We start from the raw sequence: 13500 nt of genomic DNA, 5'->3' as shown, positions 1-13500 counted from the left end.
TCAATGCCATTGCTAGCCCGATGCGTCAGAGCCTGACGTACGACAGGGGCCGGGAGATGGCCGAGCACCAGCAGCTCACGCGCAACACCGGCATGAAGGTGTACTTCTGCGATCCCTACAGCCCCTGGCAGAGAGGCTCCAACGAGAACACCAATGGATTGCTGCGTCAGTACTTTGCCAAAGGCACGGATCTCAGTGGGTACACCCAGGAGCAGCTTGACGCGGTGGCCGACGAACTCAATGGCCGTCCCAGGATGACTTTGGGGTGGAGCAAGCCTATTGAGGTGTATGCCGAGCATTTGACTCGCTTGGCACAACAGCCCGATTCAGTCCACTAACTTTATTGTTGCACTTGGACTTGAATCCGCCCTTATTGGATAAGCGCTAGCAGCTATTGTTTTTAAGGTTGTGGCGCTTACTTGGGCGCACACCCTTTACCCTCTGGCCAGGCTCCGCTGTCTGCGCCAACCCAAGAACCCCAATACCGCCGACAGCAGCCCCAGCGCCCAAGGTGCATCCACCGGGATGCCAACCGCATCGCCCCCGAGAGGGCCGGCTGCCAAGGCAAACGGATCGCTGATGCTGCCTGGGATGGCGTTAGAGTCACCTACGCCGTCATCGGCAACGGTGTAGGTCACCGTCAGGCGGTCACCACTGAGAGATGCGCCACCAAGCTGGAACCAGGTAGATGCCGCGGCCACGCCACCAACGGCAGGGGTGGCAGGGCCAAACTTCCAGAACTGCGTGCCTGCTGGCAGGGGCTGCGGATAGGTGATGGCCATGGTCACGGTACCCGTGCAGGAGGTAGCCTGGAAGGCGTATTCCCCATACGGCATCGTCTTGCCTGCAGGGGCAGGGTTGGACAGGCTGGCAAAGCCGCTCGTGGGGTCGAGCGTGCAGGTGGGTCCGCCGCCAGAAAGGGTCGCCGTTGCAGCACCACCCATCCCAGGTGGCATACCCGTGACCGTCAACAGGCGGGGAACCACTGCGTTGGACGCAGCGGAAGGCGCGCCAGGGCCGACGGAATTGGTTGCCGCCACCGTGAACGTATAAGACGTGCCGTTGGTGAGACCCGTGACGGTGATGGGCGAAGCGGCTCCCATTGCAGTCGCACCTCCGGGGCTGGCGGTGACGGTATACCCGGTAATCGCTGCTCCACCGGCGGACGCTGGTGCAGTAAACGCCACAGTGGCCTCGGCATTGCCACCGGTAGCGGTGCCGATGGTGGGTGCGCCCGGTACCACCGCATTCACTGCAAAGGTGCGGCTCACCTGTGGAGCGGGCAAATAGGAGCCATTGCCGGCCTGGTCTGCGTTGATGGTGCAATTGCCCGCCGTCACAAACGTCAGCGCCCCGACAGCCGTAATAGTGCACACCCCCGTGGTCGAAGAGGTGAACGTCGGCGTCAGGCCCGAGTCGGCGGTGGCGGTGAACGTCGGCGTGGTGCCGAAGTTCTGCGCGCCGGGAGCGGCGAAAGTGATCGTCTGCGATGCCGCCGGGGTGATCGAGTTGGAAGCTACCGATGCCGCACCTGTACCCGCAACGTTGTTGGCGGTCACGGTGAAGGTATACGGCTGCCCATTGGTCAAACCAGTGACTACCACTGGAGAGGCGGCACCGATCACAGGTGCTACATCCGCCGGGTTGACCGTCACTGTGTAGCTGGTAATCGCCGAACCACCGATATTCACAGGAGCCACAAACGCAATGCTCGCCTGGGTATCGCCCGCCGTTGCGACCGGGCTGGTTGGCGCACCTGGCACTACCGGGCTCACGCTAAAGGTCTGGCTGACCTGTGGAGCAGCTAGAAACGAGGTATCACCCGCCTGGTTCGCATTGATGGTGCAGCTGCCTGCCGTCAAAAAGGTCAGGGTAGTTCCGCTGACAGTACACACTCCGGCCGTTGAAGAGGTGAATGTCACAACATACCCACCCCCTGCCGACGAACTGGCGGTCAGTGTTGGCGAGGTCCCAAAGTTCCGCGTGCCGGGATTAGCGAAGGTGATGGTCTGCGGCGACGCGGGTGTTACCGAGTTGGAGGCGGCCGAGGGATTGCCCTCGCCGGCCGAGTTGGTCGCGGTGACGGTGAACGTGTAGGCAAGCCCGTTCGTCAGGCCGGTCACGGTGATGGGCGAATTGGAGCCCGTGGCCGTGGCGCCACCCGGATTGGCAGTCACGGTGTAGCCGCTAGCGATGATGGCGGCGCCGCCCGTGAAAGCCGGTCCGGTGAAGGTCACCGTGGCCTCTGTATCTCCTGCAGTGGCCGTGCCGATGGTGGGAGCGCCAGGCACGATGGCGTTCACGGTGAAGGTTTGGGCCACCGTGGGGGCCGCATTCCATACGCCGTTGCCCCCCTGGTCCGCATCAATCGTGCATGAGCCTGCCGTCACAAAGGTCAGCGTGCCGCCGCTGGTGATCGTGCAAACACCCGTGGTGGACGAGGAGAACGTCGGCACCAGGCTGGAAGAGGCCGTGGCTGACAGCGTGGGCGCGGTTCCAAAGTTCCGAGCGCCGGGGTTGGCAAACGTGATGGTTTGGTTGCCCTTGGGCGTTGCCGCGTTGGACGCTCCGGACGCCACACTGGTGCCAATGGCATTGGTGGCTGTCACCGTGAACGTGTAGGCCGTGCCATTACCCAACCCGGTCACGGTTGCGGTACAGGCGGCCGGTCCGGCGCACGTGCCAAAGGCCCCGCCCGGATTGGCAGTGGCGGTGTAGGTGGTGATGGCCGAGCCGCCGTTGTTGCCCGGTGCGGTGAAGGTCACGCTCGCCTGCGCATCGCCCGGCGTGGCTGTGCCGATGGTAGGGGCGCCAGGAGCGGTGAGGATGCTCACCGTGTGCGTGCTGCCGCTGCTGTACCCAGGCGCGGAGTTGCCAACGCCGTCGACGATATTGGTGCCTCCATTCAGATTGATCTTGAGCGTGCCTGTGCCGCTGATGCCGCTAACGTTCACGTTGACAGACGCCCCAGAGCTGGCGGACACGCTGGCGATGCTGCCGGAGGCCGAGCCCGCGCCGACGAGCGTGAAGTCGTCGGTCGACACATTGCCGACAAGCTCGTTGAAATTCACCGTGAAAGCCATGCTGGTGTCGCCGCTGCCGGGCGAGCCACTCACGACGATGCTGCTGACGGATGGTGCGATGTTGTCGACCGTGGCGTTGGTGCTGTCGCTGGCTGTATTAGTGTTGCCGGCGTTGTCTATTGCGGTGACGGCAACGTTGAGGTTGGTCGCCGCGACAGCGCCTGCCACTATGGTGTAGGTGGCCGTCCAGGTGCCGCTGCTGTTGCTTGCTGCCACCGCGGCGCCGCCGCCAAACTGGCTGAAGTTCACGGCCACACTGCTGATGGGGTCGCTGTTGTTGTCCCCGCCCGCTGTGTTGTTCCAGGTAGCTGTGACGGTGTCGCCGATTCTGTAGGCACCGCCAGTGCCCGAGCCGCCGCTGATATTGATGCTTCCGTCCGTGACGGTGGGGGCGATGCTATCAACGACGGCATTGGTGGTGTCGGCCGTGGTGGTGCTGCCGTCAGCGTTGGTGGCGGTGACGCTAACGTTGCGGTTGTTGAGGTCGATGGAGCCTGCCGTGATGGTGTGGGTAGCTGTCCACGTGCCGCTGCTGTTTGTTGCCGCCACCGCAGCGCCGCCGCCGAACTGGCTGAAATCCATCGTCACGCCGGTGATGGTGCTGCTGTTGTTGTCGCCCCCCCCCACGGCTGTGTTGTTCCAAGTGGCGGTGACGGTGTCTCCGATCTTGTATGCGCCACTGGTGCCGGTCGCGCCAGAGATGCTGACGGCGCCGTTGGTAACTGTTGGTGGTGGTGGCGTATTGACGGCGTTGGCAATAGTGAAATTGCGGAACTCAAAGAATGCAGGGTAGTCGGTTGCCGTGTTGTTGCAGGCACTGGCGCAATCAAAAAAGAGCTTGAAGCCCTTCAGTTTGACGCCGGTGAAAGCGCTCAGCTGCCCAGCTCCGAAAGTGAATGTCTGGTTGCCTGAAGACCCTGACAGCGTGGCCGATGTCACTGCAGCCCCGCCATTGTGTGGATACCCCACGATCCGGACGTTCGTGAGCTCCGTCGTAAATCCGAGGGCCTCACCGCTTTCGAGGCCGAGCAACTCGAACGCGGTGGTGTTGGTCCCGTCGGCTCGAAGGTAAAGATAGTGATTAGGTTGACCGACGCCATTGAGCATGTAGGACAGCCCGGGTGAGTAGATACCTACGTTTTGCGGAGTACCCGCACCGTCTCTGGCCGTCAAACGGAAATCGGTGGTGGAGAGCTGCAGGCTTCCACTGCCCGACCAGCCTGTGAAGTCCTTGGTCCCGTTACCAGCCACCAGCACATTCGAGAAATCCCTGAGCGCTTTGTCTGAAAACGCCAGAGTGGCTTCGATACTTCCGCGTTGAACTTCCAGGTCCCAGTCGCCCCCCAGTGCAGTGCTGCCGGTCGGATTGCTCGATGCAGCAATATCAAGGCTGGTGTGTTGCTGAACGATGTCCAGCAGCACACCGCCTTCGATACTGGCGGCCAGGTCACAGCCATAGAACAGCAGGTCTGCACCAGGGCGTACGGCCTGGCGCAGGGCGGACAGCGCAGCCAGCTCCTCGTGGGCGTTGTCGGGCGTGATGCGGCTGTTGCCCAGCAGCAGCACGCCAGCGCTGGCGTGCGAGACCACGTGGATGGCCGCCAGGTTGCGATGGCCGCGCAAGGCATCGGCCAACTGCGGCAGGCCAGGCATTGAAGGGTCGATCTCCACCGCCACCACGCCGGGCTTCAGGCCCCGGTACAACGTGGCCTTGTCGGCGACGGAGCCGTCGATCACCACCAGTTCTGTCGCAACGGGCTGCTGAACGATGTCGAGGCTGGTCACCTCGGGTGGTGGGGCGGCATGTCGGGCCGATGGCTTGGATTTCTGAGGGGCTGTGATGACGGGGCTCAAGGCATCTGTTTGCAGACGCGCATGGCTGCGCGGCTGGTAGCCACCACGCATCAGGTAGCCTCCAGCCGAGGTGGCCGCGGCATGGGCTGCAAAGGGAAACAGCAGCGTGGAAAGGCCACTGAGCAGGGCACGGTTCATGGGGTGTCCTTGGTGATGTGCGTGTTCTGAATAGGGGCGCGGCGCGGGGCGACGATGCTCGCAGCGGTGCCGGTCTGGTCTTGCCAGAAGTCCATGTCCTGGTACTTGGCGAACAAATCCGGGGGCAGGATGCTGCGCCTTTGCTTGAAAGCGACCTTCTTCCTGACGTCGTGCAGGCCTTTGACGCCAATGTTCTGGTCGAACTCGTTCTCTGAATATTCGACGTTGTCGAAGTCGTGCTGGAACGACTCCTCGCCGAGGAAGCGGTAGATCAACTCCAGGGTGCGCTGGGGGTGCTGCGTGAGGAGGTCATAGTCCACCAGCAACAGCCGGTCTGATAGGTCGCCGTAGTAGGCTTCCTTGAGCGCTGTCCAGGCGCTGCCTACAGGACCGCCAGCAGACATCATGACCTCGCAGCGCGAGTACACCGTCTGCCTTCCGCCTGCGCTGTACATGCGGCTGTAGTCGAACGGATTCTTGCGGTGGATGACCTCGAAGCTGTCCATGACCCAAGCCGGATTGCGTACGCAGCAGATCATCTTGAAGTCGCTCACCAGTGCAGCGAGCTGGTGCATGCGCGCTGTCCACTGGCGATTTGTATCGAAGATCACGGGTTGGAGCTTGTCTGTGTAGTAGGCGTCGATGAGCGCGCGACAGATGTTCCTGCGCTTCGCATCGTCAAAGAATGAATAAGACTCGCTACCCGCCCCCATTTGCTCCAGGGCGCCGTTGATCAGCCCTGCGACGGGGCTGCTCATGGCAGCGTGAAAGCGCGGGTTTTGCCGCAGGATGCCAGCCAGCAGCGTGGAGCCAGCGCGCGGTAGACCAGAGATGAAGTGCAGCTGTGGGGACATTGTTCTGGGGCAATCAGGCGGGCAGGGAAGAACCAGGAGCTGTGTCCAGCAGTTTCATGAGGGCTTGCACGCACTGTTCAGTGCTCCACAGGTGTGCCGGCAGTACCAGTTCAGCGTTCAGCGGAGGCTCGTAGGGCGCGTCGACACCCGTGAATTGCGGCAACTGCCCGTTGCGGGCCTTTCGGTAGAGGCCCTTGGGGTCGCGTGTCTCGGCAACAGCCAGGGGCGTACTCACAAAAACTTCTAGGAAATCACCGGGTGCGAACAAGGATCTTGCCGCCTCGCGTTGAGCCCGCAGTGGTGATATGAAAGCCGCAATGACGATGGTTCCTGCGTCCACGAACATGCGAGCAACTTCGGCTACGCGGCGAATGTTCTCGTTGCGGTCTTGCTCGCCAAAACCCAGGTCGCGGTTCAATCCGTTGCGGATGTAGTCCCCATCCAGCACATAGGTGCGCCGCCCTTGGGCATGCAGGGCAGATTCGAGTGCATTTGCAGTGGTGGATTTTCCAGCGCCCGATAGCCCCGTCAGCCACACGGCCCGGCCCGCATGCCGATGCAGACCTTCGCGTTGCGCGCGGGTAACGGAAAACGGCTGCGTATGGAGATCAGGGGGAGCAGGGGAACGGCTTTGTGGCATGCGTGGGAGGCGGAATTGTTACGGGATTGCTTCTGCTGCTATAAAAATGGCAGCTACCTGCGCCCTACCAGCCTCGACCGGGGCCCAAAAGATGCACTGAGCAAGTGTGCATCCTAAGGGAATTGAAAACATTTGTGAACCAATGAACTGCGGTGCTTTGGAGTTTGGGCTCGGTGTGGAGCGCGGGGGTTGTCCGTGGGTATGGGCGTTGACCTATCATGGCGGGTTCGACTTTTTTCAGGCTTGGCCGATGCCGTCTTCCGACAACTTCCCCGAAAAACCTCTATCGGAGCACGAAGGCCGCCACTTGGCCCAGGCCCTGCGCGAGCAGCGCATCAGCATCCGCGGCGCGCGCACGCACAACCTCAAGAACATCGACCTCGACATCCCGCGCAACCAGCTGGTGGTGATCACGGGGTTGTCGGGTTCGGGCAAGTCCAGCTTGGCGTTCGACACGCTGTATGCAGAAGGCCAGCGGCGCTATGTGGAGAGCCTGTCGGCTTATGCGCGGCAGTTTCTGGGGCGGCTGGACAAGCCAGATGTGGACCTGATCGAAGGCCTCTCGCCCGCGATTTCCATCGAGCAGAAGGCCACCAGCCACAACCCGCGCTCCACCGTGGGCACGGTGACCGAGATCCACGACTACCTGCGGCTGCTCTATGCCCGCGCAGGCACGCCCTACTGCCCCGACCACAACCTGCCGCTGGCCGCGCAGACGGTGAGCCAGATGGTGGATGCCGTGCTGGCCCTGCCCGAGGACACCAAGCTCATGCTGCTGGCGCCCGTGGCGCGCGAGAAGAAGGGCGAGTTCACCGACCTGTTCGCACAGATGCAGGCGCTGGGCTACGTCCGCTTTCGGGTAGACGGCCAGATCTACGAACACGAAAACCTGCCCGCGCTCAAGAAAACCGAGAAGCACAACATCGACGTGGTGATCGACCGCATCAAGGTGCGGGCCGACCTGCAGCAGCGCCTGGCCGAGAGCATCGAGTCGGTGCTGCGCGTGGGCGGGCACGACGGCAATGGCCGCGTGCTGGCGCTGGAGATGGACACGGGGCAAGAGCACCTGTTCAGCAGCAAGTTCGCCTGCCCCGTGTGCAGCTATTCGCTGCCGGAGCTGGAGCCGCGCCTGTTCTCGTTCAACTCGCCCATGGGCGCATGCCCGGCGTGCGACGGCATCGGCCAGCGCGATGTGTTCGACCCTGCGCGTGTGGTGGCCTTCCCCACGCTGAGCCTGGCCAGCGGCGCCATCAAGGGCTGGGACCGGCGCAATGGCTACTACTTTGCGATGCTCGAGAGCCTGGCCAAGCACTACGCCTTCAGCATCGAGGCGCCGTTTGAATCGCTGCCCGCGTCGGTGCAGCACGCCATCCTGCACGGCTCGGGCGAGGAAGAAATCGCCTTCAGCTACATCATGGACAGCGGTGCTTCCAAGGGCAAGGTGTATGCCAAGAAGCACCCCTTCGAAGGCATCATCCCCAACATGTCGCGGCGCTACCGCGAGACCGATTCAGTGGTGGTGCGCGAGGACCTCGCGCGCTTTCGCAGCACACAGCCCTGCCCCGAATGCCACGGCACGCGCCTGCGCCGTGAAGCCCGCCACGTGCGGCTGGGCGAGGGCGAGCAGGCCCGCGCCATCTTTGAAGTGAGCCACGCCACATTGAACACCGCCCACACCTGGTTCAACGACCTGAGGCTGACCGGCGCCAAGGCCGAGATCGCCGACAAGGTGGTGCGCGAGATCGCCACGCGCCTGCAGTTCCTGAACGACGTGGGCCTGAGCTACCTGAGCCTGGACCGCAGCGCAGAGACCCTCTCCGGCGGCGAAGCGCAGCGCATCCGCCTCGCGTCACAAATCGGCTCGGGTTTGACGGGTGTGATGTATGTGCTGGACGAGCCCAGCATCGGCCTGCACCAGCGCGACAACGACCGCCTGATCGCCACGCTCAAACACCTGCGCGACATTGGCAACAGCGTGATCGTGGTCGAGCACGACGAAGACATGATGCGCGCCGCCGACCACGTGATCGACATGGGCCCCGGCGCGGGTGTGCACGGCGGGCGCGTGATGGCGCAGGGCACGTACGACGAAGTGCGTGGCAATACACAGTCGCTCACGGGCCAGTACCTGTCGGGCGTGCGCTCGATTGCCGTGCCCCGGCGCCGCACGCCCTGGCTGCCGGTGCTGGAGCAGGCCGCTCCCGTGGTGGAGGCCAAGGCCCAGACCAAATCGCGCTTTCCACAAACCGAAGCCAGCAAGCGCCGCGCCGAGCGCATGGCCGAGCACCACGCACGCCAGGGCGCCCTGCAGGCGCTGCGGGTGGCTGGTGCCACGGGCAACAACCTGAAGAACGTGATGGTGGACTTTCCGGTGGGGCTGCTCACCTGCGTGACGGGCGTGTCGGGCTCGGGCAAGAGCACGCTGGTCAACGACACGTTGTACGCGGCCGTGGCCCGCCAGCTGTACCGCGCGCACGAAGAGCCGGCCGCGCACGACGAGATCGTGGGCATCGAGTATTTCGACAAGGTCATCAACGTCGACCAGAGCCCCATCGGCCGTACGCCGCGCAGCAACCCGGCCACCTACACCGGCCTGTTCACCCCCATCCGCGAACTGATGGCCGAAGTGAATACCGCCAAGGAACGTGGCTACGGGCCCGGGCGCTTCAGCTTCAACGTGGCCGGGGGCCGCTGCGAGGCCTGCCAAGGCGACGGCGTGGTGAAGGTGGAGATGCACTTTCTGCCCGACGTGTATGTGCCCTGCGACATCTGCCATGGCCAGCGCTACAACCGCGAGACGCTGGAAGTGCTGTGGAAGGGCAAGAACATTGCGCAGATCCTGGAGCTGACGGTGGAAGACGCCGCCGCCTTCTTCAAGGACGTGCCGACCATCGCGCGCAAGCTGCAGACGCTGCTGGATGTGGGCCTGTCATACATCCGCCTGGGCCAGGCGGCCACCACGCTGTCGGGCGGCGAGGCGCAACGTGTGAAGCTGGCACAGGAGCTGAGCAAACGCGACACCGGCCGCACGCTCTACATCCTGGACGAGCCCACCACCGGCCTCCACTTTGCCGACATCGACCTGCTGCTGAAGGTGCTGCACCAGTTGCGCGACGCGGGCAACACCATCGTCATCATCGAGCACAACCTCGATGTCATCAAAACCGCCGACTGGCTCATCGACATGGGCCCCGAGGGCGGGGCGGGCGGCGGCACCGTGGTGGGTGTAGGCACGCCGGAGGAGCTGGCGGCCAACCCGGCCAGCCATACGGGGCGGTATCTGGCGCCCTACCTGCAGGCGAAATATGAATGAAAATGGCTGCTAGCGCTTATCTATAAAGCGCTAGCAGCTATTGATTTGGTAGCAAATTACCGCTGCATCACTGCAGGCGACGGGCCACCTCAGCGTCCAGCGATCCCATGAAGACCTCCACGGCCCGGGTGTAGTCGCTGTCCAGGCCCAGTTGGGCGTTGATTTCGCCATGGTCCAGGTCCTGCGGCAGCACCTCGGCGTGGCCGCCCTGGTTGCGCACGTGGCGGGCCATGGCATCGGATTGCTGGCAAGGGTCGTCCGCACGCTGGGCCGAGCACACCATTTGCATCGGCGGAGCGCCCGCCGTCCATTGGTGGAAGGGCGACATGGCCACCCAATAAGCCGGGTCAGCGCCAAAGGCGTCGTCGTACAGCGGCAGGTGCGGGGCGCGCATGCGGGCGGGCACGTTCATCATGGCGCTGTCCAGCGAGACCGTGCCCAGCCACGGCCAGGCGCCTTCGCGCAGGGCCTGCGGCGCGCGGGCGTTGAGCAAGGCCACCAGGTGGGCGCCTGCCGAGTGGCCCATGAGGATGAAGCGGCTGGGGTCTGCGCCCCAGGTGGTGGCACGCTGCTGCGCGGCCACCAGCGCGGCCTGCACGTCGCGCTCCTGCTGGGCCACGGGGGTGTCGGGCAGCAGCCGGTAGTTCACCGAGATCAGCACAAAACCCTTGGGCACCCAGCGCGCCACCTTCTCCTGCACCACGCGGCCCATGGCCTTGTCGCCATGGCGCCAGCCGCCGCCATGCACCATGAAGATGACCGGCGCCCGCACGGCGCTGGCCGTGGAGGAGGACGGGGTGGGCAGGTACACGTCCATGCGTTGGCGCGGGTCGCTGCCATAGGGCACATCGGCGATGCGCTGCACGCCGGTGGGCAGGGCGGTGGCCTGCGCCTGGGCCTGCTTCTGGGCGATGAGTGCGCGCAGGCGCCCGCTCTGGGGCGCATCGGACGGCTGGGCCTGGGCGCAGGCCGTGGCGGCAAGGGCCAAAGTGGCCGTGGCAGCGAGGGAGGAGAAGGCGCGGCGGGCAGCGGGCATGGACAAAACTCCTGCAGAGGGGTTGTGGTGGCGGCTCTGGGCCGATGCCTGCCACTGTCGCATCCGTGGAGGTGCGAATCGTTGCAGCGTGGCGCCAAGGCATGACAAAGCATGACAAACGCGCAGGCGGTTGTCACAGGCTGTCACCACCCCGACCCGGAGGCGGCGGAGCGCGGGGCCGGGCCTGGTGGGGTGCGCCGTACCATCGGGCCTGCGCCCTGCTAGGCTGCCAAGAACCCTCTTCGTTCCATGACCAACACCCTCGCCAAAATCCTGGTCGCCGATGACGAACCCGACCTGCGCGCGCTGCTGCAGCGCTACCTCAGCGACCAGGGCTACACCGTGCGCACGGTGGATGGCGCGGGCCCGCTCGATGTGCTGCTGCAGCGCGAGCGGTTTGACGTGCTGGTGCTCGACGTGATGATGCCGGGCGAGGACGGCCTGGCCATTTGCCGCCGCCTGCGTGCGCAGGGCGAGACGATTCCTATCCTCATGCTCACCGCGCGGGGCGACCCAGTGGACCGCATCATCGGCCTGGAGATGGGCGCCGACGATTACCTGCCCAAGCCCTTCAACCCGCGCGAGCTGCTGGCCCGCATCCAGGCCATGGTGCGCCGCCAGCGTGTGCTGGGCGCGCACACCGGGCCGCGCCAGGCGGGTGGGCGCATTGTGTTTGGCGCTTTCACGCTGTGGCTGGAGGAGCGCCGTCTGGAGCGCAACGATGGGAACGATGACCACGGTGCGCAGGACGTGCCCCTGACCACCGGCGAATTCGCGCTGCTGCAGGCGCTGGCGCAACAACCGCACCGGCCCCTGGGACGCGACCGGCTTATCGCCCTGGCCTATGGGCCCGACCACACCGCCACCGACCGCAGCATCGACGTGCAGGTGATGCGCCTGCGCAAGCTCATCGAGGCCGACCCGGCCCAGCCGCGCCACATCCGCACCGTGTGGGGCGTGGGCTATGTGTTTGTGCCCGATGGCGCTGCCCCCGGTGGGGGGCGCCAGCCATGACGGCCTCCGCAACCACCCGCCGCTGGGGGCTCTGGCCGCGCAGCCTGCTCGGGCGCAACCTGCTGCTGATGGCCGTGCTCATCGTGCTGGGGCAGCTGGTGGCGGCGGTGCTGGTGCGGCAGATGATCTTCCAACCCCGCGTGGTGCAGGTGGCCGATGGCGTGGCGCGCAACGTGGCTGCGCTGCGGGCGGGGCTGCAGGCGCTGCCCCCGGCGCAGCGCGTGGCGTTTGTCGAGGCGTTCAACCGGCAGGCCGTGTTGTCCGCACCGCCTGTGGCGCCGGAGAGCGCAGCGCGGCGTGCGCTGCTGTCGCCCATGGAGCGGCAGTTTGTGTTGGCCGTGTCGCGCCGTCTTGGTGCGGACGGTGCGGCAACACAAAGCCCGCAGCTGCCGCAACCGTTATGGCGCCGCGACAGCACCGGCATGCTGGCCCTGCGCGTGGTGCACGAAGGCGCCGACGGGGCGGCGGAGAATTACTGGCTCAACCTGCCCAGCGTGTTCCCCACCCGCGAGTTCACCGGCGCCTGGCTCATGGCCACGCTGGTCAGCATGCTGCTGGCGCTGCTGGGCGCGTGGTGGCTGCAGCGGCACATCCACCGGCCGCTGGCCCAGGTGGTGGTGGCAGCGCGGCAGCTCGCGCAGGGCCAGACACCCGCGGTGCTGCCCGAGGCCGGCCCCGAAGAAATCGCCACCGTGGGCCGCAGCTTCAACCAGATGGCCCAGAGCCTGGCCGCTGCCGACCACGAGCGCGCGCTGATGCTGGCGGGCGTGTCGCACGACCTGCGCACGCCGCTGACCAAACTGCGCCTGGGCGTGGAGATTGCCGGGGCGCAGGTCGATGCGCCGCTCGCGGCCAGCATGGCGCGCAGCATCGACGAGATGGACGGCATCGTGGGCCAGTTCCTGCAATTCGCACGCAGTGGTGAGACAGAAGCGCCCATCACCGCATCGCTCAACGACCTGGCCCAGGCCGTGGCCGAAGCACAGGCCGACCATGGCCGCGCGCTGCAACTGGAGCTGGGTGCCCTGCCCGACGTGCCCGTGCGCCCCCAGGCCCTGCGCCGCGCCGTGGACAACCTCGTGGAAAACGCCTGGCGCCATGGCGCCGCCCCGGTGGCGCTGCGCACGGGCGGCGGTGCGCAGCAGGTGTGGATCGAAGTGGCCGACCACGGCATCGGCATGGACGCCAACGAGTTGGACTTCATGCGCCAGCCTTTCGCGCGCGGCGGTGGTGCGGCGCGTGCGGGGGCCCCCGGGGCCGGACTGGGGCTGGCGATTGCCGAGCGTGTGGCGCACGCCCATGGAGGGGCGCTGGAATTGCACAGCGCGCCCGGCCAGGGGCTGCGTGCGCGGCTGGTGTTGCCGCTGGCGGGCGGTGAGCCTTCGACTGCGTGAGCGGATGAGCGAGCGGGCTGCCGGGTGTCGGGTGCCTCCACCGCTCCGCACTGCGCCGCGCAGAGGCAACGGACGCAGAATTTGAATGAAAATGGCCGCTAGCGCTTGGCGGCCTCAATTCTGAAGTGCAACACCGAGAATTGAGGCCAAGATGTCAAAGAAGAATTACCAGCA

Annotated in this window: 8 protein-coding genes; 4 read left to right on the top strand and 4 right to left on the bottom strand. The window is 65.3% G+C overall.

The features are described 5' to 3' along the window. On the top strand, positions 1 to 338 hold a 338-nt coding region (locus ACK41V_RS21725; RefSeq protein WP_409785496.1), incomplete at its 5' end, for an IS30 family transposase. 96 nt (positions 339 to 434) lie between these two features. Here ACK41V_RS21725 and ACK41V_RS21720 read toward each other — a convergent pair. Genes ACK41V_RS21720 through cysC form a run of 3 tightly spaced genes read right to left on the bottom strand, consistent with a single transcriptional unit; the run spans position 435 to position 6569 of the window. Further along, complete coding sequence (locus ACK41V_RS21720; RefSeq protein WP_409785494.1) at positions 435 to 5075, bottom strand: DUF4347 domain-containing protein; 4641 nt, start codon at positions 5073 to 5075, stop codon at positions 435 to 437. Further along, complete coding sequence (locus ACK41V_RS21715; protein WP_409785493.1) at positions 5072 to 5929, bottom strand: sulfotransferase; 858 nt, start codon at positions 5927 to 5929, stop codon at positions 5072 to 5074. The genes ACK41V_RS21720 and ACK41V_RS21715 overlap by 4 nt, the downstream gene beginning before the upstream one ends. Before the next feature lie 13 nt (positions 5930 to 5942). Beyond that, positions 5943 to 6569, bottom strand: coding sequence for an adenylyl-sulfate kinase (cysC, locus tag ACK41V_RS21710; RefSeq protein ID WP_409785491.1), 627 nt, complete (start codon positions 6567 to 6569; stop codon positions 5943 to 5945). Between the two features lie 250 nt (positions 6570 to 6819). On the opposite strand from cysC, the gene uvrA reads away from it, so the two are divergent. After that, positions 6820 to 9882: an excinuclease ABC subunit UvrA gene (uvrA, locus tag ACK41V_RS21705; RefSeq protein WP_409785489.1), complete on the top strand. Its 3063-nt coding sequence runs from the start codon at positions 6820 to 6822 to the stop codon at positions 9880 to 9882. 67 nt (positions 9883 to 9949) lie between these two features. On the opposite strand, the gene ACK41V_RS21700 is transcribed toward uvrA, so the two are convergent. Further along, positions 9950 to 10918: an alpha/beta hydrolase gene (locus ACK41V_RS21700; RefSeq protein WP_409785488.1), complete on the bottom strand. Its 969-nt coding sequence runs from the start codon at positions 10916 to 10918 to the stop codon at positions 9950 to 9952. Positions 10919 to 11167: 249 nt separating this feature from the next. Between ACK41V_RS21700 and ompR the strand changes: the two genes are divergently transcribed. Further along, complete coding sequence (gene ompR, locus ACK41V_RS21695; protein ID WP_409785486.1) at positions 11168 to 11932, top strand: two-component system response regulator OmpR; 765 nt, start codon at positions 11168 to 11170, stop codon at positions 11930 to 11932. Further along, positions 11929 to 13326 (top strand): ATP-binding protein, encoded by a 1398-nt coding sequence (locus ACK41V_RS21690; RefSeq protein WP_409785484.1) that lies wholly within the window; start codon positions 11929 to 11931, stop codon positions 13324 to 13326. Before ompR ends, ACK41V_RS21690 begins: the two co-directional genes overlap by 4 nt. Positions 13327 to 13500: the final 174 nt, after the last annotated feature.

Origin of the sequence: Acidovorax sp. (assembly GCF_046291265.1) — a bacterium.
Lineage (GTDB): Bacteria > Pseudomonadota > Gammaproteobacteria > Burkholderiales > Burkholderiaceae_C > Acidovorax.
Note: the sequence above shows the minus strand (reverse complement) of the source record. Positions and strands in the feature narration are given on the sequence as shown.

Bases quoted from the DNA above. Each gene is read 5' to 3' on its own strand.
- ACK41V_RS21720 (WP_409785494.1), bottom strand. From the start codon at position 5,075: ATGAACCGTGCCCTGCTCAGTGGCCTTTCCACGCTGCTGTTTCCCTTT.
- ACK41V_RS21715 (WP_409785493.1), bottom strand. From the start codon at position 5,929: ATGTCCCCACAGCTGCACTTCATCTCTGGTCTACCGCGCGCTGGCTCC.
- cysC (WP_409785491.1), bottom strand. From the start codon at position 6,569: ATGCCACAAAGCCGTTCCCCTGCTCCCCCTGATCTCCATACGCAGCCG.
- uvrA (WP_409785489.1), top strand. From the start codon at position 6,820: ATGCCGTCTTCCGACAACTTCCCCGAAAAACCTCTATCGGAGCACGAA.
- ACK41V_RS21700 (WP_409785488.1), bottom strand. From the start codon at position 10,918: ATGCCCGCTGCCCGCCGCGCCTTCTCCTCCCTCGCTGCCACGGCCACT.
- ompR (WP_409785486.1), top strand. From the start codon at position 11,168: ATGACCAACACCCTCGCCAAAATCCTGGTCGCCGATGACGAACCCGAC.
- ACK41V_RS21690 (WP_409785484.1), top strand. From the start codon at position 11,929: ATGACGGCCTCCGCAACCACCCGCCGCTGGGGGCTCTGGCCGCGCAGC.